Annotated in this window: 19 protein-coding genes and 1 riboswitch; of the genes, 17 read left to right on the top strand and 2 right to left on the bottom strand. The window is 35.0% G+C overall.

All coding sequences use genetic code 11. From position 1 onward, the window contains the following. The first annotated feature begins 10 nt into the window (after window positions 1-10). The 5 genes from IRZ80_RS08735 to IRZ80_RS08715 all read left to right on the top strand — a co-directional run bounded on the left by IRZ80_RS08735 (window position 11) and on the right by IRZ80_RS08715 (window position 7,678). Window positions 11-988, top strand: a complete 978-nt coding sequence (locus IRZ80_RS08735) for a pyruvate dehydrogenase complex E1 component subunit beta (RefSeq protein ID WP_194641178.1) — start codon at window positions 11-13, stop codon at window positions 986-988. 65 nt (window positions 989-1,053) lie between these two features. Beyond that, on the top strand, window positions 1,054-3,552 hold the full coding sequence (locus IRZ80_RS08730) for a DUF5686 and carboxypeptidase-like regulatory domain-containing protein (RefSeq protein WP_194641177.1): 2,499 nt from the start codon (window positions 1,054-1,056) through the stop codon (window positions 3,550-3,552). 190 nt (window positions 3,553-3,742) lie between these two features. Then, on the top strand, window positions 3,743-4,342 hold the full coding sequence (locus IRZ80_RS08725) for a DNA-3-methyladenine glycosylase family protein (RefSeq protein WP_194641176.1): 600 nt from the start codon (window positions 3,743-3,745) through the stop codon (window positions 4,340-4,342). Window positions 4,343-4,453: 111 nt separating this feature from the next. Next, window positions 4,454-4,984, top strand: coding sequence for an inorganic diphosphatase (locus IRZ80_RS08720; protein WP_194641175.1), 531 nt, complete (start codon window positions 4,454-4,456; stop codon window positions 4,982-4,984). 114 nt (window positions 4,985-5,098) lie between these two features. Then, window positions 5,099-7,678 carry a sodium-translocating pyrophosphatase gene (locus IRZ80_RS08715; protein WP_194641174.1) on the top strand — a complete coding sequence of 860 codons (2,580 nt, stop codon included), beginning with the start codon at window positions 5,099-5,101 and terminating at the stop codon, window positions 7,676-7,678. A 74-nt stretch (window positions 7,679-7,752) separates the two neighbouring features. On the opposite strand, the gene IRZ80_RS08710 is transcribed toward IRZ80_RS08715, so the two are convergent. Together IRZ80_RS08710 and metK are read right to left on the bottom strand one after the other, a co-directional pair. After that, entirely contained in the window at window positions 7,753-8,367 is a 615-nt protein-coding gene (locus IRZ80_RS08710) for a deoxynucleoside kinase (RefSeq protein ID WP_194641173.1), read from the bottom strand. A gap of 178 nt (window positions 8,368-8,545) precedes the next feature. Then, a complete protein-coding gene (gene metK, locus IRZ80_RS08705) occupies window positions 8,546-9,796 on the bottom strand; it encodes a methionine adenosyltransferase (protein ID WP_194641172.1) in 1,251 nt (416 codons plus the stop codon). A gap of 991 nt (window positions 9,797-10,787) precedes the next feature. Here metK and IRZ80_RS08700 point away from each other — a divergent pair. The 12 genes from IRZ80_RS08700 (at window position 10,788) to IRZ80_RS08645 (ending at window position 23,508) form a co-directional block, all read left to right on the top strand. Continuing rightward, a complete protein-coding gene (locus IRZ80_RS08700; protein ID WP_194641171.1) occupies window positions 10,788-10,937 on the top strand; it encodes a hypothetical protein in 150 nt (49 codons plus the stop codon). Window positions 10,938-10,993: 56 nt separating this feature from the next. Then, window positions 10,994-12,286 carry an O-acetylhomoserine aminocarboxypropyltransferase/cysteine synthase family protein gene (locus IRZ80_RS08695; protein WP_194641170.1) on the top strand — a complete coding sequence of 431 codons (1,293 nt, stop codon included), beginning with the start codon at window positions 10,994-10,996 and terminating at the stop codon, window positions 12,284-12,286. A gap of 89 nt (window positions 12,287-12,375) precedes the next feature. Continuing rightward, the gene (locus IRZ80_RS08690) at window positions 12,376-13,377 is read left to right on the top strand and encodes an alpha/beta fold hydrolase (RefSeq protein WP_194641169.1); all 1,002 of its coding nucleotides are present in this window, start codon (window positions 12,376-12,378) and stop codon (window positions 13,375-13,377) included. Next, window positions 13,364-14,470, top strand: a complete 1,107-nt coding sequence (locus tag IRZ80_RS08685) for an aspartate kinase (protein WP_194641168.1) — start codon at window positions 13,364-13,366, stop codon at window positions 14,468-14,470. The genes IRZ80_RS08690 and IRZ80_RS08685 overlap by 14 nt, the downstream gene beginning before the upstream one ends. A 150-nt stretch (window positions 14,471-14,620) precedes the next feature. Beyond that, window positions 14,621-15,835 (top strand): sterol desaturase family protein, encoded by a 1,215-nt coding sequence (locus tag IRZ80_RS08680; RefSeq protein ID WP_194641167.1) that lies wholly within the window; start codon window positions 14,621-14,623, stop codon window positions 15,833-15,835. 790 nt (window positions 15,836-16,625) lie between these two features. After that, window positions 16,626-16,835, top strand: a complete 210-nt coding sequence (locus IRZ80_RS08675) for a hypothetical protein (protein WP_194641166.1) — start codon at window positions 16,626-16,628, stop codon at window positions 16,833-16,835. A 234-nt stretch (window positions 16,836-17,069) separates the two neighbouring features. After that, window positions 17,070-17,178: riboswitch (SAM riboswitch) on the top strand. A gap of 78 nt (window positions 17,179-17,256) precedes the next feature. Further along, on the top strand, window positions 17,257-18,219 hold the full coding sequence (locus IRZ80_RS08670) for an alpha/beta fold hydrolase (protein ID WP_194641165.1): 963 nt from the start codon (window positions 17,257-17,259) through the stop codon (window positions 18,217-18,219). 263 nt (window positions 18,220-18,482) lie between these two features. Further along, window positions 18,483-20,897: a bifunctional aspartate kinase/homoserine dehydrogenase I gene (thrA, locus tag IRZ80_RS08665; protein ID WP_194641164.1), complete on the top strand. Its 2,415-nt coding sequence runs from the start codon at window positions 18,483-18,485 to the stop codon at window positions 20,895-20,897. Between the two features lie 53 nt (window positions 20,898-20,950). After that, complete coding sequence (locus IRZ80_RS08660) at window positions 20,951-21,193, top strand: DUF2007 domain-containing protein (RefSeq protein ID WP_194641163.1); 243 nt, start codon at window positions 20,951-20,953, stop codon at window positions 21,191-21,193. 75 nt (window positions 21,194-21,268) lie between these two features. After that, window positions 21,269-21,703 (top strand): OsmC family protein, encoded by a 435-nt coding sequence (locus IRZ80_RS08655; RefSeq protein WP_194641162.1) that lies wholly within the window; start codon window positions 21,269-21,271, stop codon window positions 21,701-21,703. A 39-nt stretch (window positions 21,704-21,742) separates the two neighbouring features. Then, window positions 21,743-22,915, top strand: coding sequence for a trans-sulfuration enzyme family protein (locus IRZ80_RS08650; protein ID WP_194641161.1), 1,173 nt, complete (start codon window positions 21,743-21,745; stop codon window positions 22,913-22,915). 74 nt (window positions 22,916-22,989) lie between these two features. Further along, window positions 22,990-23,508 (top strand): alpha/beta hydrolase, encoded by a 519-nt coding sequence (locus IRZ80_RS08645; RefSeq protein WP_194641160.1) that lies wholly within the window; start codon window positions 22,990-22,992, stop codon window positions 23,506-23,508. Window positions 23,509-23,521: the final 13 nt, after the last annotated feature.

Below are 23,521 nucleotides of genomic sequence, written 5' to 3'. Positions count from 1 at the left end.
CTATATAAATATGAGAACGATACAATTTAGAGAGGCCATTTGTGAAGCGATGAGTGAAGAAATGCGCCGCGATGAGTCCATATACTTAATGGGTGAAGAGGTTGCAGAATACAATGGAGCTTACAAAGCTTCTAAAGGAATGCTTGCTGAATTTGGTGAAAAAAGAGTAATCGATACACCAATTGCTGAACTTGGTTTTACTGGAATTGCTGTAGGATCAGCAATGAACGGATGCCGCCCGATTGTTGAGTATATGACTTTCAACTTTTGTTTAGTTGGAATCGACCAAATTATAAACAACGCTGCCAAAATGCGTCAGATGACCGGCGGGCAGTTTAATGTACCAATCGTTTTCCGCGGACCGACTGCTTCGGCAGGACAATTGGGAGCAACTCACTCGCAGGCTATCGAGAACTGGTTTGCAAATACTCCAGGACTTAAAGTAATAGTTCCATCAAATGTTTATGATGCCAAAGGTTTATTGAAATCGGCTATTCGTGATAATGACCCAGTTATTTTCATGGAATCAGAGCAGATGTATGGTGATAAAGGTGAAGTGCCAGATGGTGAATATACTATTCCAATTGGAGTTGCAGATATTAAAAGAGAAGGAACTGATGTAACTATCGTTTCTTTCGGAAAAATTATCAAAGAAGCTTATATCGCTGCTGATGAATTAGCAAAAGAAGGAATCTCTTGTGAAATTATCGACTTGAGAACAGTTCGTCCAATGGATAAGGATGCGATTTTAACTTCTGTTAGAAAAACAAACAGATTGGTAATTCTTGAAGAGGCTTGGCCTTTTGCAAGTGTATCTTCAGAGATTGCTTACTTGGTTCAGGAACAGGCTTTCGATTTCCTTGATGCGCCAATCCAGCGTATTACGACAGCTGATACTCCAGCACCATATTCTCCAGTATTATTGAAAGAATGGCTGCCAAATGCTGCTGATGTTGTAAAAGCAGTGAAGAAAGTATTATACAAATAATTTGCATATAACTATTTAAAAAGCTTCATCAATTGTAATTTTGATGAAGCTTTTTTTTATATATCATGAAGAAAATAGTATCCGTTATCGTATTAATTTTTATTGCTGCTAACTCCATTTTTGGTCAGACAAAAGTGAGCGGCATTGTTGTGGATAAACTCAAACAGCCAGTTCCTTACGCGAATGTTGTTTTCAAAAATTCAAGTACAGGTACTGTGACCAACGAAGATGGAAGGTTTTATATGGAATCTCCAAACACCTACACAACATTATTAATTACTTCGATAGGTTTTGCTGACAAAGAAATTACGCTTAGCAAAACGGTTAATTATAATTTCACAATTGAATTAAGTGAGCAGCAGGAACTGAAAGAAGTCGTAATTTTTGCTGGAAAAACCTCCAAGAAAAATAATCCGGCGCTTGATATCCTGCGAAAAATTTGGGAGAAAAAGAAAAAAAACGGATTGTATCAGTTTGCCCAATACCAAATGGAGAAATATGAAAAAGTGGAATTTGACATCAATTCTATTGACAGTGCATATAGAAAGCAAAAGATTTTCAAAGGCATGGAATTCATATTTGACCATGTTGACACTTCAAAAGTAACCGGGAAAACCTATTTGCCTATTTTTGTAAATGAAGCGCTGGTAGATGTTTATGGAGACAACAAAATACCGAAAGTAAAAGAAATCACCAAAGCCAGTAAAACTTCTGGTTTTGATGGTAATCAGCAAATTTTATCATTCATAAAAGATTTATATTCTGATTACAATATATATAATAATTACATCGCATTATTTGATAAAAGTTTTACCAGCCCGCTATCCAGAACAGGAATTGATGTCTATAATTATGTATTAAAAGACAGTGCTTATATTGATAAAAAATGGTGCTATAATATTGTTTTTTATCCAAGGAGGAAAAACGAATTGACTTTCAAAGGAGATTTTTGGGTAAATGATACGACATTTGCCATAAAAAGAATCAATATGGCAGTTACCAAAAGTGCCAATATTAACTGGGTAAAAGATGTTTATGTAGAACAGGAATTTGAAGTTTTAAACGATTCTGTTTTTCTTTTGACCAAAGATTATTTGATGTCTGATTTTGCCTTTAATAAAAAAGACAAATCAAAAGGAGTTTATGGTAAGCGTACCACTTATTATCAGAATCATAAATTCAACATCCAAAAACCGGAAAAATTCTATAAAGAAGAAGTTAATTTTATAGACAACGAAATATACAAGAAGAGTGATGAATACTGGGAAGAGAATCGCTTTGAAAAATTAACCAAAGACGAGCAGGGCGTTTACAAAATGCTCGACACTTTGAAAAATGTACAAGCCTTTAAACAGATTACCAATTTAGTAACGACGCTGGCGAGTGGTTACGTCAATTATGGCAATTATGATTTTGGGCCTATTTTTTCCACTTTTGGCTATAATGAAGTTGAAGGGTTTAAAACTAGATTAGGTGCGCGAACCTATTTTGGTCCAAATGACCCTTGGCGCGTACAGGCATTTATTGCCTATGGTGCCAGAGACGATAAATTTAAATATGGTTTAGCTGGAAAATGGATGATCGACAAGAAAAACCGAATCATCATATCGGGAGGAAACAGACGCGATATAGAGCAGTTAGGAGCTCAATTGACAACGACTAATGATATATTGGCAAGGAATTATGGTTCATCTTCTTTTTTTACCACCGGATCAAATGGAAAATTAACAAATATTGGTTTAACAAACCTTTATGTTGCTGTTGAGCCAATAAAAAACCTAACATTTCAAACAGGAGTAACATATAAAACACTGGAGTCAGCATCGCCAGTCTTTAGTTTAGACTACTATACTGCATTACCATCTGCTGCAAACCCTGCAGGTGTTGTAAAAAGTACGACTACTCAATCCGAGTTTAATATTCAGGCAGAGTACACTCCAAATCGAAGAACCATTGCATATGGTGTCGAAAGAAGTATAGCTAATAGCCCATACACCACCTTATTTGTAAATTATAGTCAAGGATATAAAGGAGTTTTAAACAGCGATTTCAATTATAAAAAACTTGAGATTTACTACAAACAGCCTATTATTATTGGTCCATTGGGACGCACCAATTTAATTTTGGAAGCGGGAAAAACCTTTGGAACTGTACCTTTGGGATTATTAAGTATTGTGCCTGGAAACCAGACTTTTTTCACTATGGAAAACGCTTTCAGTAATCTTAACTATTATGAATTTGTTACAGATAAATATGCAACTTTACAGTGGAATCACGATTTTAACGGAAGATTGTTTGCCAGAGTTCCATTTTTACGAAAACTAAATTGGAGAGAAATTGTAGGAGTTAAAGGGGCTTACGGAACCATTAGTGATGCTAATAAAAGTATAAACGCTTCTGGATTAGAATACACTGCACCCGAAAATATATACTGGGAATATAATGCAGGAATAGGAAATATTTTCAAGGTCTTTCGATTGGATTTTTCTTGGAGAGGCAGTTACTTAAATACCCCAAACATTAACCGATTTGCTGTTAAGGGATCGTTTGGGTTCTATTTTTAGGGGTTGTACTGCGAATTGGACAAATCCGTTACAAGCTGACTAAAAAACTGCTATTTTTGTAAAAATAAAAAGGGAGTCCTTTAACCGTTTTTTTACTTCAACAAAAATCAGCAATTTTTTTCATAAGGCTTTTCATTTAATCCGAGCGTAGCGAACTTGCGAAGTAATCCGGGCTAAAAAAAATCAAACCATGCAGGCAGCAATTGACTATCTATTTCAAAAAGACCCTATATTTCAGCATATAATTGATACCTACGGATTGCCGGTAATTCCAAGAAGACCTCAGGGATTTGAAACGCTGGTGCTGTTAATTTTAGAGCAGCAGGTTTCCATAGATTCGGCAAAAGCCACTTTTTTAAAAATAAAAGCACATACGGACTGCAGTCCTGAAGCGATGTCTGTTTTGCCTGACGAAGAGTTTAGAGCTTTGGGAGTCAGCAGGCAGAAGACTAATTATATAAAAGTATTAGCCCAGGCCGTCCTTAATAAAGAACTTGATATTGAAGGTCTAGCAGCCAAATCTGCACAGCAGGTCCGGGAAGAATTAATCAGATTAAAAGGAATCGGGAACTGGACTATCGATATTTACCTCATGTTTTGCCTGCAGGAACCCGATTTAATTCCGCTGGGTGATATAGCAGTTATTAATACAATCAAAGAACTGCTTGATATTCATGACAGAAAAGAAATGGAAATTCACACAGAGAAATGGAGTCCATACCGCTCTTATGCAACATTTTTGCTTTGGCATTATTATTTAAGAAAACGAAAAAGGACAATTGTGTATTAAATTGTTAATTAACAAAAACTTTATAGTCATTATTGTCTTTTTTTATTGCAAAAAAGTATTGTTTGATTACTTTTGCAGTCGTTAATAAAATTAAGAAAAGACAAAAAAATAATGACTGCAGACAAATTAAAAACTTTTGACGTATTAATTGAAATACCAAGAGGAAGTAGAAATAAATACGAGTACGATTTTGAGATAAAAAGAATGCGTTTTGACAGGATGTTATTCTCTTCAATGATGTACCCAGCTGATTATGGATTCATTCCTGAAACTTTAGCATTAGACGGTGACCCGTTAGATGTTTTAGTTTTGATAAACGAACCTACTTTTCCCGGCTGTGTAATTGAAGTAAAACCTATTGGAGTTTTCCATATGGCTGATGATAAAGGACCAGACGAAAAAATTATCTGCGTACCAGTTTCTGATCCAATCTGGAATTCATTAGAAAACTTATCAGATATCAATCCTCACTTATTGAAAGAAATTGAACATTTTTTCCAGGTTTACAAAGATCTTGAACACAAAAAAGTAGATGTAGAAGGATGGGGAGATGTAAATGAAGCATTTGATATCATCAAAGAATGTACACAGCGTTTTAATGATATTCCAAATAAAGCAGAAGGATTATTTAGCATTAAATAATTTTTACACTTTGAATTTGTAAAAAAAGCAATACTCTGCAAAGAGTGTTGCTTTTTTTTGTTAAATTGCTATCCATTACTTTTTTTATTATTAACCGAATCAAAAAAAATATTTATGGATTCAATTATGATTTATGTGCCAATTGTCATGGCAATAATAGGACTTATTTTTATGACTGTTAAAAAATCTTGGGTGTTAAAACAAGATCCTGGAGATGGCAAAATGAAGGAGATATCAGATTATATATATGAAGGGGCTTTGGCTTTCTTAAAGGCAGAATACCGATTATTGGCTGTCTTTGTATTGATCGCAAGTGTTGTATTAGCAGGAATCACTTTTATCCCTGGAGTTAAAACCAATATATTAATAGTAGTTGCCTTTGTCTTCGGAGCATTTTTCTCAGCATTGGCAGGAAATATGGGAATGAAAATCGCAACAAAAACCAATGTTAGAACTACTCAAGCCGCGCGTACCAGCTTGCCACAAGCTTTGAAAGTATCTTTTGGCGGAGGAACTGTAATGGGATTAGGCGTAGCCGGTTTAGCTGTTTTAGGTTTAACCGGTTTTTTTATTCTTTTTTTTAGAATATTTATGAACGGTGAATGGACATCAACAGAAGACATGACCGTTGTTCTGGAAACCTTGGCAGGTTTCTCTCTTGGAGCTGAATCTATTGCATTGTTTGCACGTGTTGGCGGAGGAATTTACACCAAGGCTGCCGATGTTGGAGCTGATTTAGTTGGTAAAGTCGAAGCAGGGATCCCAGAAGATGATCCTCGTAACCCAGCTACTATTGCAGATAACGTAGGAGACAATGTAGGAGACGTTGCGGGAATGGGAGCCGACTTATTTGGGTCGTATGTAGCAACTGTTTTGGCGGCAATGGTTCTTGGGAATTATGTGATAAAAGATATGGGCGGGAACATTCAGGATGCTTTCGGTGGTATCGGGCCAATTTTATTACCGATGGCAATTGCAGGTTTTGGAATTTTGTTTTCTATAATTGGCACTATGCTCGTTAAAATTACAGACGAAAACGCCAAAGAAGCTCAGGTTCAAAAAGCATTGAATATTGGTAACTGGGTTTCTATTGTTTTAACAGCAATTGCTTGTTATTTCTTAGTACATCACATGCTTCCTGAAACAATGAGTATGACTTTCTTTGGTGAAGGTTCTAAAGAAATTTCGTCCATGCATGTGTTTTATGCTACACTGATAGGTTTAGTTGTAGGCGGTGCTATTTCATCGGTAACTGAATATTATACAGGATTGGGAACAAAACCAGTATTAGCTATTGTTCAAAAATCAAGCACAGGAGCAGGAACAAACGTGATTGCAGGACTGGCAACAGGAATGATTTCTACTTTTCCAACAGTTTTATTGTTTGCAGCTGCTATTTGGGCTTCTTATGCTTTGGCTGGATTTTACGGTGTTGCATTAGCAGCTTCAGCGATGATGGCAACTACGGCGATGCAGTTAGCAATAGATGCTTTTGGACCTATATCAGACAATGCCGGAGGAATTGCCGAGATGAGTGAACTGCCAAAAGAAGTACGTACTAGAACCGATATTTTGGATTCAGTAGGAAATACAACTGCTGCAACAGGAAAAGGTTTTGCAATTGCTTCGGCTGCTTTGACTTCTTTGGCTTTATTTGCAGCTTATGTGACCTTTACAGGAATTGACGGAATCAATATATTCAAAGCGCCTGTATTAGCAATGTTATTTGTCGGCGGAATGATACCAGTTGTTTTCTCGGCTTTGGCGATGAATTCAGTTGGAAAAGCGGCAATGGACATGGTTTACGAAGTACGTCGTCAGTTCAAAGAAATCTCTGGAATTATGGAAGGAACCGGAAAACCGGAATATGCAAAATGTGTTGATATTTCTACAAAGGCAGCTTTGCGCGAAATGATGTTACCGGGTATTTTAACTATTGGCTTTCCAATTGCAATTGTTCTTATAGGGAAATTAGTGTACGGAGATAATAATCAGTTAATCGCTGAAATGCTGGGTGGTTATATGGCTGGAGTTACTGTTTCGGGAGTGCTTTGGGCAGTTTTTCAAAACAATGCCGGCGGTGCTTGGGACAATGCTAAAAAATCATTTGAGGCAGGAGTTATGATTAATGGTGAAATGACATATAAAGGTTCAGATGCTCATAAAGCGGCGGTTACCGGAGATACTGTTGGAGATCCATTTAAAGATACTTCAGGGCCGTCAATGAATATTTTAATCAAATTGACCTGTTTGATTGGGTTAGTTATGGCTCCGATTTTAGGAAACGGAAGCAGTACTGTTGGGACTGACAGCTGTTGTGCAAAGAAAGAAATCAAAATGAAAGAATGCCATACAGATGAAGGAGCTATGATGATGGGAAAATGCGACATGTCTAAATGTGCAAAAATGACTAAAGAGGAATGTGCAAAAATGTGTGACAGCCTAAAATGTACTCCGGAACAGAAAGAAATGTGTTTGTCTCATTATGATAAAGACGGCAAATTTGTTGAGCCAAAAGGAAAGTCATGCTGTGCTAAAAAAAGACAGGCAGAAAAAGAAGTGAAAGTACAGCTGATAAATAAAGACGGAAAAGCAGCAGCTACAGTAACTACTTCAATAAATGGCAATGAAAACGTACAGGTTTTTGAAGGCTCATTGGAAGAAGTAAAAGCTAAAGTAGAAGCTTTGAAATAAAAATAGTTGTTTAAATGAAAATGCCCCGAAGATTCGGGGCATTTTTTATTTTCAAAAGAGATGAAAGTTCAATATTAAAATAATCCGTTTAGCTCAGCATCAATTCGGTTGATGATATTTCCTAAATCTTCTGGATTGTCTACAAAATTGATATTGTCTACATCAATAATCATAATTTTTCCCTTATTGTAGGTTTGAATCCAAGCTTCATAACGCTCATTGAGTCGGCTTAAATAGTCAATGGAAATGGTGTTTTCGTACTCACGTCCTCTTTTATGAATCTGGCCTACTAAGTTAGGGATGGAACTTCTTAAGTAAATTAATAAATCGGGAGCTTTGACAAGTGTTTCCATTAATTCAAACAGAGAAGAATAGTTTTCAAAATCACGGCTTGTCATCAGCCCCATAGCATAAAGGTTGGGAGCAAAAATATGAGCATCTTCATAAATGGTTCTGTCTTGAATGATTTTTTTTCCACTCTCACGAATCTGCATTATCTGACGAAAACGGCTGTTCAAAAAGTAGATTTGTAAATTAAAAGACCAGCGTTCCATCTGATGGTAAAAATCATCAAGATAAGGATTGTCTACTACTTCTTCAAAATGAGGTTCCCATTTAAAATGTTTGGCTAACAGACGGGTTAATGTTGTTTTTCCTGAGCCTATATTTCCAGCTATAGCTATGTGCATTACGATGTTACGATTTTATAATTCATACTTTATAAGATTGTAAAAATAGATAAAAATTAGTTTTGGCAAAGGGAATTATACAACGATTTTGAAATATTAATTTTTGCAAATCCGCCAATTGACAAAAAAAAACCATCCGATTGCCGAATGGTTTTTTTTGTATAAAATATTTTAGATTTTACAATCCAAAAGCAGTTTTTACCTGATCTACAAAATCTAATTTCTCCCAGGTAAATAAGTCAACAGTAACTGTTTTAGTTAATCCGCCCGGAGCAGAGAAAGTTTTGGTTACAGTCTCAGGAGTACGTCCCATGTGTCCGTAAGCAGCAGTTTCGCTGTAAATTGGATTTCTTAATTTTAATCTTTGTTCGATGAAATAAGGACGCATATCAAAAATAGCTTCTACTTTTTTAGCAATTTCGCCATTAGTTAAATTCACTTTTGATGTTCCGTAAGTTTCGATAAAAATACCCATTGGTTTAGCCACTCCAATTGCATATGAAACCTGAACCAAAATTTCATCAGCAACACCAGCTGCAACAAGGTTTTTAGCGATATGACGTGTAGCATAAGCAGCACTTCTGTCTACTTTACTTGGATCTTTTCCAGAGAAAGCACCACCACCGTGAGCTCCTTTTCCACCGTAAGTATCAACGATGATTTTTCTTCCTGTCAAACCAGTATCACCGTGAGGACCTCCAATTACAAATTTTCCTGTTGGATTAATATGGTATTGAATTTTATCATTGAATAAATGTGCGTGTTCTGGATTTTTTGCAATGATTCTTGGAATCAATATTTCGATAATGTCTTTTTTGATTTTCGCAAGCATTGCAGCTTCTTCGTCAAAATCGTCATGCTGTGTAGAGATTACGATAGCATCAATACGTGTTGGTTTGTTGTCATCGCTGTATTCTAAAGTAACCTGTGATTTTGCATCAGGACGCAAATAAGTGATTTCGTTATTTTCACGTCTCAAGATGGCTAATTCCTGTAACAATTTATGAGATAAATCAAGTGCCAAAGGCATATAATTTTCAGTTTCATTAGTTGCGTAGCCAAACATCATTCCCTGGTCACCAGCTCCTTGCTCTTCTTTACTAGCTCTGTCAACTCCTTGATTAATATCTGCAGATTGTTCGTGAATTGCAGAAAGAATACCGCAGGAATTGGCTTCAAACATGTATTCGCTTTTTGTATAACCAATTTTGCGGATTACTTCACGGGCAATTTGCTGTACATCTAAGTAGGTATTCGATTTTACTTCACCTGCCAAGATTACCTGGCCAGTAGTCACTAACGTCTCACAAGCTACTTTTGAGTCAGCATCAAATGCCAAAAAGTTATCAATTAATGCATCCGAAATCTGATCTGCAACTTTGTCTGGGTGTCCCTCACTTACAGATTCTGACGTAAATAAATAAGCCATAATAAATATAAATTTTTAAAATTAATCGAGGAAAAATAATTGCAGGAATGCTAAAGGAGAGTTTCTGCTTTAGCATTTTTTATACTGAAAATTTTTCAGTACTCATAATGAAGTCGTTTCATTATGAAGAGGTTGCAATCAGTTCAAATTTTTCCTCTTGTATTCGGGTGCAAAGGTATGAAACCATTTTGAATTGCAAATTATTCTTTTACTTTTTTTGATTAATTAAGAGGAATTTAACAATGTATAGTAATTCTATAGAATTTATAAATATATTGATTTTCACTTACCAAAAATGTAATCAAAAGTAGGACAGATTTTAAATCTTAAAAATTAAGACAATTAAAAGATTATGACTATCCGTAACTAATACCAAATAGATTTTTAAAAAAATAGTAATGAAATCTGTGAAAATCTCTGTAATCAGTGGCGAAAAAAACACATGGTATTATTTGTGGACAGTCATATAAAAGATTGTGACTTATTGATCTCTTTGATAATAATTAATTAGGTGAACTGTTGCAGAAATTTTAGAATTCATTTTAGATATAATTAATTATAAAAAAGTATAAAGATTTGTTTTAAGCAGCGGTATTACAAATTTTTAGTAAAAAATATTTTTCACACATAAAACTCCTTAAGCCTTGAATTTAAAGAAGTTTTTAAAGGTTTTTTTGATAAAATTGGTAAACTGAATCTTTTTTTAAATGTTAAAAAATGTATTTTTTTTTGGTGGTTTGAAAATACTTACTACATTTACTCTATCAAATTAGTCGAATTAAAATAATTCAAAGAATTTTTCAATTAAAAACAAATTATAATATGAAAACAATATCAGATAAAAAGAGAATGTGCTGTATGATGCGAAAATGTGTTTCAAGCTGCTGTTGTCAAAAGTGAAAGATGAATCTTTATTATAGTAAAAAACTATAAACCTTTTGGGCAGTCTGCCGAAAGGTTTTTTTATTCCACGCTTTTAAAAATTATAATCATGAAAACATTAAATAATCAAAAAAACAGCAACTTAATAGAGGATGTTCAAACAGAAGCATCTCAGCAAAATGAAGGGTTGTATTTAACAGGTCACGAATCATTACTATTTAAAATGTATGATTTAGAAGAAGAAGACCTTTTTGTTTAAAAAATAAAGCATTACTAATTCAATATACTATTTAACAATATAAAAAATAAGAAATCATGAGCACACAAAACTTTGCAACAAACGCATTACACGCAGGACACGACGTAACTAAAAATGGCGGATCTAGAGCAGTTCCAATTTATCAGACCTCTTCGTATGTGTTTAATAATTCCGATCATGCTGCCAATTTATTTGGCCTTGCTGAAGAAGGATATATTTATACGAGATTAAATAATCCTACAAATGACATTCTGGAAAAGCGATTAGCAGTTCTGGAAGGAGGTATTGGCGCTGTAGTGACAGCCTCTGGAGCATCAGCAATTTCGACAGCTTTGTTAGTGCTGCTGAAAGCTGGTGATCACATTGTAGCATCCAGCAGTTTATACGGCGGAACTTATAATTTATTGAAAGTAACATTGCCAAGATTAGGGATTACAACCACATTTGTAGATGCTGCAGATCCTGAAAATTTTACACGCGCAGCGAAACAAAATACACGAGCTTTCTTTGTAGAAAGTTTAGGAAACCCAAAATTGGATGTGCTGAATTTAAAAGCAATTTCACAGGAAGCAAAGGCTTTCAAAGTTCCGTTTATAGTTGATAATACAGTCGCTTCACCATATTTATTGAACCCGATTGAGCATGGAGCAGATATTGTTATCCATTCTTTGACTAAATATATTTCAGGAAACGGAACGTCTTTGGGAGGAGTAATCATCGATGCTGGAAAATTTGACTGGGCAAATGGAAAATTCCCAGAATTCACCGAGCCATCTGCAGGATATCATGGATTGGTATATCACGAAGCATTAGGAAATGCGGCATTTATTGCAAAAGCACGTATCGAAGGATTACGGGATCATGGAGCTGCCTTGAGTCCTTTTAATGCTTTCCAAATTATACAAGGCTTGGAAACTTTAGAAGTCCGCATCAAAAGACATAGTGAAAACGCTTTGGCATTGGCACAATGGTTAGAGGTTCAGGATGAGGTTGCTTGGGTAAATTATCCAGGATTGAAATCTAGTAAATACTATGTTTTAGTTCAAAAATACCTTCCAAAAGGGCAAAGCGGTGTTGTAACTTTTGGTTTAAAAGCAGGTTTTGATGCAGCCAAAAAAGTAGCTGATAACACAAAACTGTTTTCCATATTGGCAAACATCGGTGATACAAAATCACTGATTATTCATCCTGCCAGCACCACACATCAGCAATTGACAGATGAGGAGCAGATCTCAACAGGTGTTACCAAAGATTTAATCAGACTGTCCGTTGGACTTGAAGACATAGAGGATTTAAAAGCAGACTTAAAAGCTGTTTTTGAAACCATAAAAACGCCACAATTAGCTTAATAATGTGTTTTTTTTTGTTAGTAAAACTGCCTTAGCTACTTTGGATTGTCAGCCTAAGGTAGTTTTTACAAAAAATAATTTTAAATGATATGGAAAATTTAGAAAAAATAGATCTCTTTAATTTTGATTTAGAAATAGGAAAGCAAAAAGCATATCTGCCTTTGTTTTATAATGTCTTCGGGAGACCGCTGGGCAGTGCTCCTGTTGTGGTAATAAACCATTCCTTGACAGGAAACTCTAAAGTTACTGGTGAAAAAGGATGGTGGAGTGGTATTGTTGGCGAAAACAGAGCAATTGATACCGATTATTTTACGGTTATTGCGTTCAATATTCCAGGCAATGGCTATGATGATAATATTGAGAATCTGATTGATAATTATCGCGATTTTAGTGTTCGCGACATTGCCAGAATCTTTTGGGAAGGCTTGTTTTATTTGAAAGTAAAAAATGTATATGCCGTAATCGGTGGCAGTTTAGGCGGAGCCATAGCTTGGGAAATGGCCGCTTTGCAGCCTGATAAGATTGATAATCTAATCCCGATTGCTACCGATTGGAAAGCTACCGATTGGGTTATTGCCAATGTATTGATTCAGGATCAAATCTTAAACCACTCGGATGATCCAATTGTGGATGCTCGTCTGCATGCAACATTGCTGTATAGAACTCCCGAATATGTCAATCAAAGATTCAGAAGAAGCAAATTGGATGAATTATCAGCGCTGAAAATTGAGAATTGGCTGTTAGATCATGGTTTTAAATTAAAAAACAGATACCGGTTAGCGGCTTATAAATTGATGAATCATTTGCTCAAAACAATTGATATTACTAGAAACAGACCCGATTTTTTGACTGTTGCCAATTCAATTGAGAGCAATATTCATCTTGTAACTGTTGATACAGATTATTTGTTTATCGCCGAGGAAACCCGTAAAACCTACAGAGAATTGACCAATAAAAAGCTGAATGTTTTTTATCACCAGATTCAATCCATTCACGGGCATGATGCTTATTTGATAGAATTCAATCAGCTGTCCGATATTTTGAAGCCAATTTTTAACTTTAGTAAACAGCACCTCTATGCCAGCGCTTAAAATAAATGTAATCCTTTTTGGAATTGGAAGCGTGGGGAGCGCATTGATAAATCAGATTATTGAAAGCCAGCAGTTCTATCAGGAAAAGAAAGATATCGATTTGCGCTTCCCTGTCATTACCAACTCAACTTTAGCTTTTTTTGAAAAAGAGGGAGTCAAAAATAGTTGGGAAGCCAATTTCGATAAGTTAGCGTTTCCTTTTACAATAGCTGATATTGTTGAGTTTGTTAAAATCAAAGAATTGGAAAACGTAATAATTGTAGATGCTACGGAAAGTTCAGAATTAGTAAAACATTATATTCCCTTAATTCAAAACGGATTTGATATTGTGGCTGCGAATCAAAAAGCAAACATATTGCACATTGATTTTTATAAAGAAATCCGAAGAAATCTAAAAAGGTTTGATAAGTCATTTTTGTATGAAACTAATATTGGAGCAGGAATTCCGGTTTTGCAAATCATCAGTGATTTGTATTATTCAGGAGAAAAAATAACAAAAATCAGAGGCGTTTTTTCGGATTCATTAAGCTATATTTTTAATAGGTTTTCATCAGAAGCGGTGTCTTTCTCTTCTATATTAAACGATGCAGATAAAAAAGGTTTGCTAAAATCTGATTTTAAAGAAGAGCTTTCTGGAATTGGAGCAGCAAAGAAAGTATTGGTTTTAGCAAGAGAATTGGGCAAAGAGATAGAGTTTTTGGATATAAAAATAACTTCACTTTTGACACACGGTCTGGAGGATTCAAATCTCAAATCAAAGTTTTTATCTAATGCGAGTGAGTTGGACAAAGATTTTGAAGTGGCCAAAATTACGCAGCCAGAAAATGAAGTGTTAAGATATATTGGAGAAATTTCGATTCCAGAAAATAAATTTGAAGTCAAGCTGGTTTCTGAACCCGTTTCTTCCGCTATTGGTCAATTAAAAGGAACCGAAACAGTTTATGAAATTTATACACAATCCCGAGGAAATAATCCAATTGTTGTACGTGGAGATACTTCAGGAAAAAAGACGGAAACAATTGCAAGGGGAATTCTCGTGGATATTTTAAAAGTAAGCGAAAAAATAAAAATAAAAGAAGCAATTTGGCTATAAAGCCAATAATTAAATCCCCAATGAAATGAGCATTACTACAAATTGGTCGCAAGCACCAATGATTATATGCGAAACGTAGTTCGATGATTCTAATAAAATATAAACAGTCATCAATTACATATGACCAATAAAAAGCAATAAAATTTACATATGAATTTAAATTATATAGCACTTGCAGTTCCATTTTTTGCAATATTCATGCTTTTGGAATACTATATTAGTGTAAGGAAAAATAAAAAACTTCATCATTTTAACGAAAGTGTTGCCAATCTAAACGTCGGAATCGCAGAACGTATCGCCGACCTATTGACTACGGGAACATTTTTCTTTATTTTTTCGTGGCTAAATGCAAATTTCTCTATTTTTTCAATTGAATCGACCGCGACAACCTGGGTTTTACTTTTTTTGGCTACCGATCTGCTTTGGTATTGGTACCATCGATTTGGTCATACTGTTAATCTTTTTTGGGCATCACATATAGTACATCATCAAAGTGACGATTTTAATTATACAGCTGCTGCTAGAATAACCGTTTTTCAGGCTGTTGCAAGAGGTTTGTTTTGGTGCGTTCTGCCCATTATTGGTTTCAATGCACATATGATTACGGTGTTATTGCTCATTCACGGGACTTATCCTTTTTTTACACATACACAACTGGTTGGCAAACTGGGCTGGCTGGAATATATTATTGTAACGCCATCACACCATAGGGTTCATCATAGCAGTAATCCCGAGTATTTGGATAAAAATTATGGTGATATGCTGATTATATGGGATAAAATCTTTGGAACTTTTATAGAAGAAACCACGGAGCCTAAATTTGGATTAACCAAATCATTAGGAAGCTATAGTTTTTTGTGGCAGCATTTTCATTATGTTCTCGAATTAAGTGTTGCTTTTAGAATGGCTAAAACTGCGAAACAGAAATTCAAAGTAATTTTTGGAGGTCCAAATGATATTGATGCCAGAATCCGATTGCTTTTGGAAAGAAAGTTTTCTAAAAAAACGGTTGAAGCTGATGTTAAGTATTCAAAGAAGCTGACTAATTCAATTATAGCCAAAACTGCTGTGACGATGATCGTATTATTCTTGACGATTCTTTTTGCAGAATTTATAACTGCGTTCAATATTTTTTTAATAACGGTTTTTATTATTTTGAGCGTAATAGCAACTGGCGCAATGCTGGATCAAAAAAAATGGATTTTTCATTTGGATTTTTTAAGGCTGTTCATTATTAGTTTTTTGAGTTTTTCGTTTTTTCCAAATCCATTTTTGCATTTTATTATCGCATTGTTTGGCGCAGTAGGGGTTTTATTCTATCAAACCATCCATTCAAAGTATCAGGATTTCCTGTTTTCTTCTTAATTTTCAGCTGTTTAGTCGGTGAAAAAAGAGAAAATTTTGTTAAAAAAGAGAAAGAAATATTAAAATATTTAGACGCTATTTGTTTAAATTATTGATTGGCAAATAGTTAGTGTTTTAACTTAATATATTTTTATTATTAAATTTACGTTTAGCATTTGGAAAATTGAAAAAAAGTTTAGATATTTGTACAACAAAATAAAAACAGAAAAAATGAGATTTAATCTTTGCAATATGTCTAAAAAAGCCATTCAGGTGAAAACCTGCAAGGGGAGGTGTATATAGCTTTATTTTAAATTAAAAAATATATAGCAAAAACCTCCCAACTTATTGGGAGGTTTTTTTTTAGTCATTTCCTAAGTCATTTTTTTTAAAGATTAAAACAATAATAAGATTAAGTAAAACAATAATTAAGCATGCAGCAGCTTTACACTAATAAGATTACCATTTGCAAGGCAAAGAAGATGAAGAAGAAGATGATGCGTGTCAATGCCATGATGGCTGCCCTTATTTGTTGATTCCAAAAGAATAAGTTTTATAGTACAACTTAAAACCCTTTTGGATATGTATCTAAAAGGGTTTTTTGTTTAAGAGAAAATATAAAAAAAATAAAATTATGAGTTCTAAAAAAATAAAATCAAAAGTATCTCACACAGCAAGTCTGTCGATCTTTTTTTGTTGTATTAAAAGAGAAAGCGTCTGGTTGTTTTTTAAAGAGCAGACTCATAATGCCAAAAAAGAGAAAGTATAAAATAAGTATAAGCCATAAAAATAATTACAAAATTACAATATCATGAAAACGATAACATACATCAGAAATACAGTAGAGTTCTTCAAAAGGACAATTACAAAAACTATAAATATCGAACCATTCAATCCAAAAAAAGAGTTGGATCACCCAAGATTTGACGTAGATGAAAATTTTGATTTGAAAGAGAGAAGAGGGAATAATTCTTTATTGTTTCATATGTATTCTAAAGAAAATGAAACTCTTTTTATCTGACACAAAACAGGCGTAACACTAGAAATTGACAGGTTAAAATTATCTGCCAAAAATTGCACAGATAAAAACACGGAATATCTTTTTGTATAAAAAGAAATACGTGAGAATAAGTGCAATCTTTGGCAATTTTTTTAATGTTGAAGAAAGGCTGTTTTAAATATCAGTTGAATAATTATTTGGTGGTTTCATAAAATTGTGGTTAATTTGCACCGTTAAGTTCAGAAACGTATTGAAATGTTATAAAGAAAGGCAGAGGGATTAGACCCGATGAAGCCTTAGCAACCCTTCGATTTATCGAAGAAGGTGCTGCATTCTACCACGCCCAAACGTGGAAAGATAACACAAAGAAAATCATCTAGTTTTTTTCAGCTTTCTTCATAATATTTCCGGTACAAATCAAAAAAATAATAAAGATTTGAAATTGGAAAATAAACCAACTATAATTACCATACAAAATTTTACTACCGAAAGTGGTGCTTTTTATGCTTCGATCAATTTGAGTTATGAAATTTTCGGACGTGATCTGCATACTGCGCCTATTGTTTTGGTCAATCATGCACTTACCGGAAACTCACATGTTGTGGGGTCTAAAGGATGGTGGAATGTACTGATAGGTGAAAACAGAACAATTGATACTAGTAAATATACCATACTTGCTTTTAATGTGCCTGGAAATGGTTTTGACGGAACAGTTATTGAAAACCATTTGGATTTTACGGCGAGAGATGTGGCAAAACTTTTTATAGAAGGGCTGAAAATACTTGAAATTAATCAATTATATGCCATCATCGGCGGTTCTGTAGGTGGTGGAATTGCTTGGGAAATTGCCGGATTGGAACCTAAAATAACAAAACATTTAATTCCGATTGCGACCGACTGGAAATCGACTGACTGGCTGATTGCCAATTGTTTTTTGCAGGAACAGATTCTGAATAATTCGGCAAAGCCGATTGAAGACGCCCGAATTCATGCCATGTTATGTTATAGAACGCCGGAGTCTTTTAAGGCAAAATTTGACCGAACGATGAATCAGGAATTATTGATTTTCAATATCGAAAGCTGGTTACAGCATCATGGACAGAAACTGCAGAAACGTTTTCAGCTTTCGGCTTACAAATTGATGAATCAGCTGCTGAAAACGATAGATATTGCTCGCGGAAGGGAATCTTTTGTGGAGGTGGCATCACAGATAGAAGCAGATATACATATTATCGGGATTAATTCGGATTTATTTTTTACGGTTAAAGAGAATAAAGAAACCTACGAAACATTAAAGAAGTACAAAAAGAATGTTACGTTTCAAGAGATTGATTCTATTCATGGGCATGATGCTTTCCTGATTGAATATAAACAATTGGACAGCTTGCTTAAAGGTGTTTTTTAAGAAATAAACAGTTTGTGGTTTTATAAAAGTTATTGATTAGCATTCGCGTGAGGGCAATGTTATTAAGTTAAGGTTTTCTAGGAAGGCTTTTTCTAAATATAATTCTCGCAAAGACGCGAAGACGCAAAGAAATCAGTCCTGAACTTTGTTGCTCAGTGTCTTTGCGATATAGAATATAAGATTAACTTAAAGAGACCACAAAAAACAGAAAAAGATATAAAAGAATTGGTCGAAATTAGATTTTGACTTAAAAGAGTAAAACAATGAAAATATTAAAATTTGGAGGAAAGTCTTTGTCAAACGGAGACGGAATCAATAAAGTGGTTGCAATTATTGAGAGTAAGGTGAAAGCGGGCGAGCAGATTGCGATAGTAGTTTCGGCACGCGGGAATGCCACAGATGAATTGGAAGCAATATTGGCGCTTGCTTCAAAAAATGGGGATTACAAACCGCTTTTTGAGGATTTTAAAAAATATCAGCAGGATGTTTATGCAGACGTAGATTTGTCTGAAGAGTTCAGCAAGCTGGAAAAATTATTTGAAGGCGTGAGCCTCATTGGGGATTACAGTGTGAAAATTAAGGATGAGGTTTTGTCTAAAGGGGAACTGATTTCGGCTAAATTATTGACCGCGATTTTGGTAAAAAAAGGCATAAAAGCCAATTTTGCCGACACTAGAGAATTGATAAAAACCGATTCGAATTACGGTGATGCACAGCCTGTGGAGCAATTGTCAAAGAAGAATGTGGTGGCTTATTTTAAGGAACACAATGGTGAGACGGTGAACGTTGTTACAGGCTTTATAGGTTCCAATAGTAAAAACGAAGCAACGACTCTGGGGAGAAACGGCAGTAATTACACGGCTTCACTGCTTGCAAATTATCTGGATGCAAAAGAGCTTCAGAATTACACGCACGTTGATGGAATCTATACTGCGAATCCGGATTTGGTTTTTGATGCTAAAAAAATTGATCATTTGACGTTTAATGAAGCGAATGAGCTGGCCAATTTTGGAGCAACCATTTTGCATGCAAAGACGATTATTCCGTTGCTGGAAAAAAATATTCCGCTTCGTATTTTAAATACGTTCAATCATGAAAATCAAGGAACTTTAATTACGTCAAATGCTAATAAGGAAGGAATTAAAACGCTTTCGGTTCTTGAAAACGTGGCTTTGGTGAATCTGGAAGGAAGAGGACTGCTTGGTAAAACTGGTGTCGATGCCCGAATTTTTAAAGTGATGGGCGACAACGAAATCAGTGTGAGTATCATTTCGCAGGGTTCATCCGAAAGGGGAATCGGAATTGTGGTCGATGCCGATAAAGCGACCCGAGCGATGATTGAACTGGAAAAAGAATTTGAAAACGATTTTTATTCCAAAGACGTCAATAAAATTACGGTTACCGATAATGTTTCGGTGATTTCGATTATTGGACAGGATTTGAGCACGTTTCACAAACCTTATACAGCTTTGATTAAAAACAAAATTGTTCCTATCCTTTTCAACAATACGGTTACGGGGAAAAACGTGAGTTTGGTGGTGAGAAAATCCGAGCTGAACAAGGCATTGAACGTAATTCACGGAGAGATTTTTGGAGTTTCCAAGAAAATAAACATTGCAGTTTTTGGTCATGGATTGGTAGGCGGAACGCTGATTAACCAAATATTGGAATCGGCTGGAGCTATCGAAAAGCGTAAGGGAATTAAACTGAATGTTTTTGCGATTGCTAATTCCAAAAGCCTGCTTTTGAATAAAGACGGAGTTTCGCCAAACTGGAGAAATGAAATTCAAAACAATGGAGTTGCTTATACAATTGATGATGTTATCGCTTTCGCTAATGATAATCATTTGGAGAATTTGATTGCTATTGACAATTCAGCAAGTAAATCTTTTGTTGAGAATTATATTAAACTGGCAGAAAATAGTTTTGACCTAATTTCATCCAATAAAGTGGCGAATACGTTGAGTTATTCATTTTACAAACAATTGCGTCAGGTATTGGAAGACAACCAAAAAACATATTTGTATGAAACAAATGTAGGTGCAGGTTTGCCATTGATTGATACAATAAAATTATTACATCTTTCGGGTGAAAACATCACGAAGATAAAAGGGGTTTTCTCGGGAACGTTGAGTTATTTGTTTAATAATTTCTCTGCCAAGGATGTTCCTTTCAGTGATATTTTGAAAGAAGCCATCGATAACGGTTACACCGAGCCAGACCCAAGGGAAGACCTTTGCGGAAATGACGTTGGTAGAAAATTATTGATTTTGGCGAGAGAATTAGATTTGCAAAATGAATTTGAGGAGATTTCAATCCAAAACTTGATTCCGGAGCATTTACGTGAAGGAGATGTCGCTGATTTCTTGAATAAATTGAAAGAGTTTGATCCGATTTATGACAAAATTAAAGCCGATCAACAACCAAATCACGTGTTAAGATACATCGGTGAATTGTCAGGTGATTTGCAAAATGATAAAGGAAATCTTGAAGTGAAACTAGTTTCTGTACCAAAAGATACTGCTTTGGGCGGATTGAAAGGTTCTGATTCATTCTTTGAAATTTACACCGAATCCTACGGAGACAGACCAATCGTGATTCAGGGAGCAGGAGCAGGATCTGCGGTAACGGCAAGAGGTGTTTTTGGAGACATTTTGAGATTGTCGGATAAAGGGTAGAGATTTTAGATTGCATATTTTAGAAATTAGATTTCAGATTTTAAAAAAAAGCTATGGTAGAAGTTTTTAGCGGGTCGTATTTTGAGGCAATGAATGTTAGAAATTTATTGGAGGGAAATGAAATTTCAGTTTTTACTCAAAATGAATTCATGTCAAATATTGAGCCTTGGGTTGTTACTGCGGGAGGATTAAATCCTGTAAAACTTCAAGTTGATGAATCTGATATGGAAGCATCAAGGACAATAATTGAAGATTATTTAAAGGGTAATAATAATTTAGAGACTGAGGATAAATAAAAATAACAAAACTCCTGCTTTGGCTCCCCTCTCCTTTGGAGAGGGGCTGGGGGTGAGGAAATAACAACAATAACAATGAAAATAACACTTAACAGAGTAAACGAAAATTTCCATTTTGAGTTAAAAAACGAACGCGGTCACATCGTAAATGTTGATGCAAGACCAGAATTTGGAGGAAATGATATGGGGCCAAGCCCAATGGAATTAGTATTGATGGGCGTTGCAGGATGCAGCGGTATCGATATGATTTCGATTCTAAAAAAACAGCGTCAGGAAATCACTTCTTTCAAAGCTGAGGTAGAAGGCGAGCGCGTTCAGGTAGGTGAAGCAAAACCATTTAAAGATATTTACGTTGTTTTTTCTTTGGAAGGAAATATTAAAGAAGACAAAGCGGCCAAAGCAGCACAATTATCTTTTGATAAATACTGTTCAGTTTCTAAAACTGTAGAACCAACAGCAACAATACACTATAAAGTAGTTTTGAACGGAGTGGAATTAGCTAAAATCTAAAGACATTCATAAACTAAAAAACATACAAACAAAAAAAACATGAACGAACAAGAATTTGGTTTTGAAACCGAAGCCATCCGCGGTCAAATAGAAAGAACTCAATATTTAGAGCATTCAGTTCCCTTATATTTAACATCCAGTTTTGTATTTGAAGACGCCGAAGACATGCGTGCTTCTTTTGCAGATGAAAAAGATCGTAATATTTACAGCCGATACAGCAATCCGAATACGAACGAATTTATAGATAAAATCTGCAGAATGGAAGGTGCTGAGGCGGGTTTCGCATTTGCATCGGGTATGGCTGCGGTGTATTCTACTTTTATGGCTCTGCTGAAATCAGGAGATCATATTGTGTCTTCTAGCAGTGTTTTTGGGACAACTCATTCTTTGTTTATGAATTATTATCCAAAATGGGGTATTGAAACATCTTATTTTGACCTTACAAAACCAGAAACCATTGAAGGTTTGATACAGCCAAATACAAAGATACTTTTTGCTGAATCACCGACTAATCCAGCTGTTGATATTATTGATTTAGAGCTTTTGGGAAATATTGCCAAAAAGCACAACTTGATTTTGATTATCGATAACTGTTTCGCTACGCCATACATTCAGCAGCCTATAAAATGGGGTGCGCATTTGGTAATACACTCAGCAACTAAATTGATTGACGGTCAAGGAAGAGTATTAGGAGGAATCACAGTAGGTAACGCCGACCTGATTAAAGATATTTACCTGTTTTCAAGGCTTACAGGGCCTGCATTGTCACCTTTTAATGCGTGGGTATTGTCAAAAAGTTTGGAGACTTTGGCAGTCCGTGTCGAAAGACATTGCGAAAATGCATTGAAAGTGGCTGAGTTTCTGGAAAAACATCCAAACGTAAACAGCGTGAAATATCCGTTCCTGAAATCGCATCCACAGTATGAAATCGCTCAAAAACAAATGAAATTGGGAGGTAATATTGTTGCGTTCGAAGTGAAAGGCGGCATTGAAGCGGGAAGAGCATTTTTAAACAAAATAAAATTATGTTCATTGTCGCCAAATTTAGGTGATACCAGAACAATTGTAACGCATCCAGCTTCAACTACACACAGTAAATTAACCGTTGAAGAGCGTCTTGCCGTGAGCATAACAGATGGTTTGGTTCGTGTGTCCGTAGGATTGGAAACCGTAGAAGATGTAATCGTCGATTTGGAGCAGGCATTGTCTTAAAGTTTATAATTATAGCAATAGCCCACGGTTTCAGCCGTGGGTTTATTGATTTTATACTATTCATTTATTCAATAATGAAACCAAGATTAATCATTTTATCGGATTTATGGGGAAAGGAAAAATCTAATTGGGTTTCATTTTATACTGAATTATTGGAAGAGAAATTCGTAATTCAATATTATGACTGCTGTGAATTGGCTGAAATTGACAAAACCGAATATTTCGAAGAAAATCTCCATAATCAGTTTATTAATGGCGGGATAGAAAAAGCAGTTGCGAATCTTTTGAAAGCGGAAAATAATGAAATTGATATTCTAGCCTTTAGTATTGGCGGTGGAATTGCATGGAAGGCGGTTTTGAAAGGACTGAATATTAGAAGTTTTTTTGCTGTTTCATCAACACGCCTGCGTTATGAGAATGAAACTCCGAAAGGAAGAATAAAACTCTATTACGGAGAAAATGACACTAATAAGCCAAATAATGACTGGTTTCAAAAACATTCAATAGCTTTTGAAATCATAAAAAATAAAGAACACAATTTTTATACAGATAAAGATTTCGCGATTGAAATCTGTAATGAATTTTTAAAATAATTTCATACAACTG

The sequence above is a fragment of the Flavobacterium sp. HJJ genome, from assembly GCF_015351475.1.
Classification (GTDB): Bacteria; Bacteroidota; Bacteroidia; order Flavobacteriales; family Flavobacteriaceae; genus Flavobacterium; species Flavobacterium marginilacus.
The sequence above is the reverse complement of the archived record's forward strand: the minus strand, read 5'-3'. Positions and strand labels throughout refer to the sequence as shown.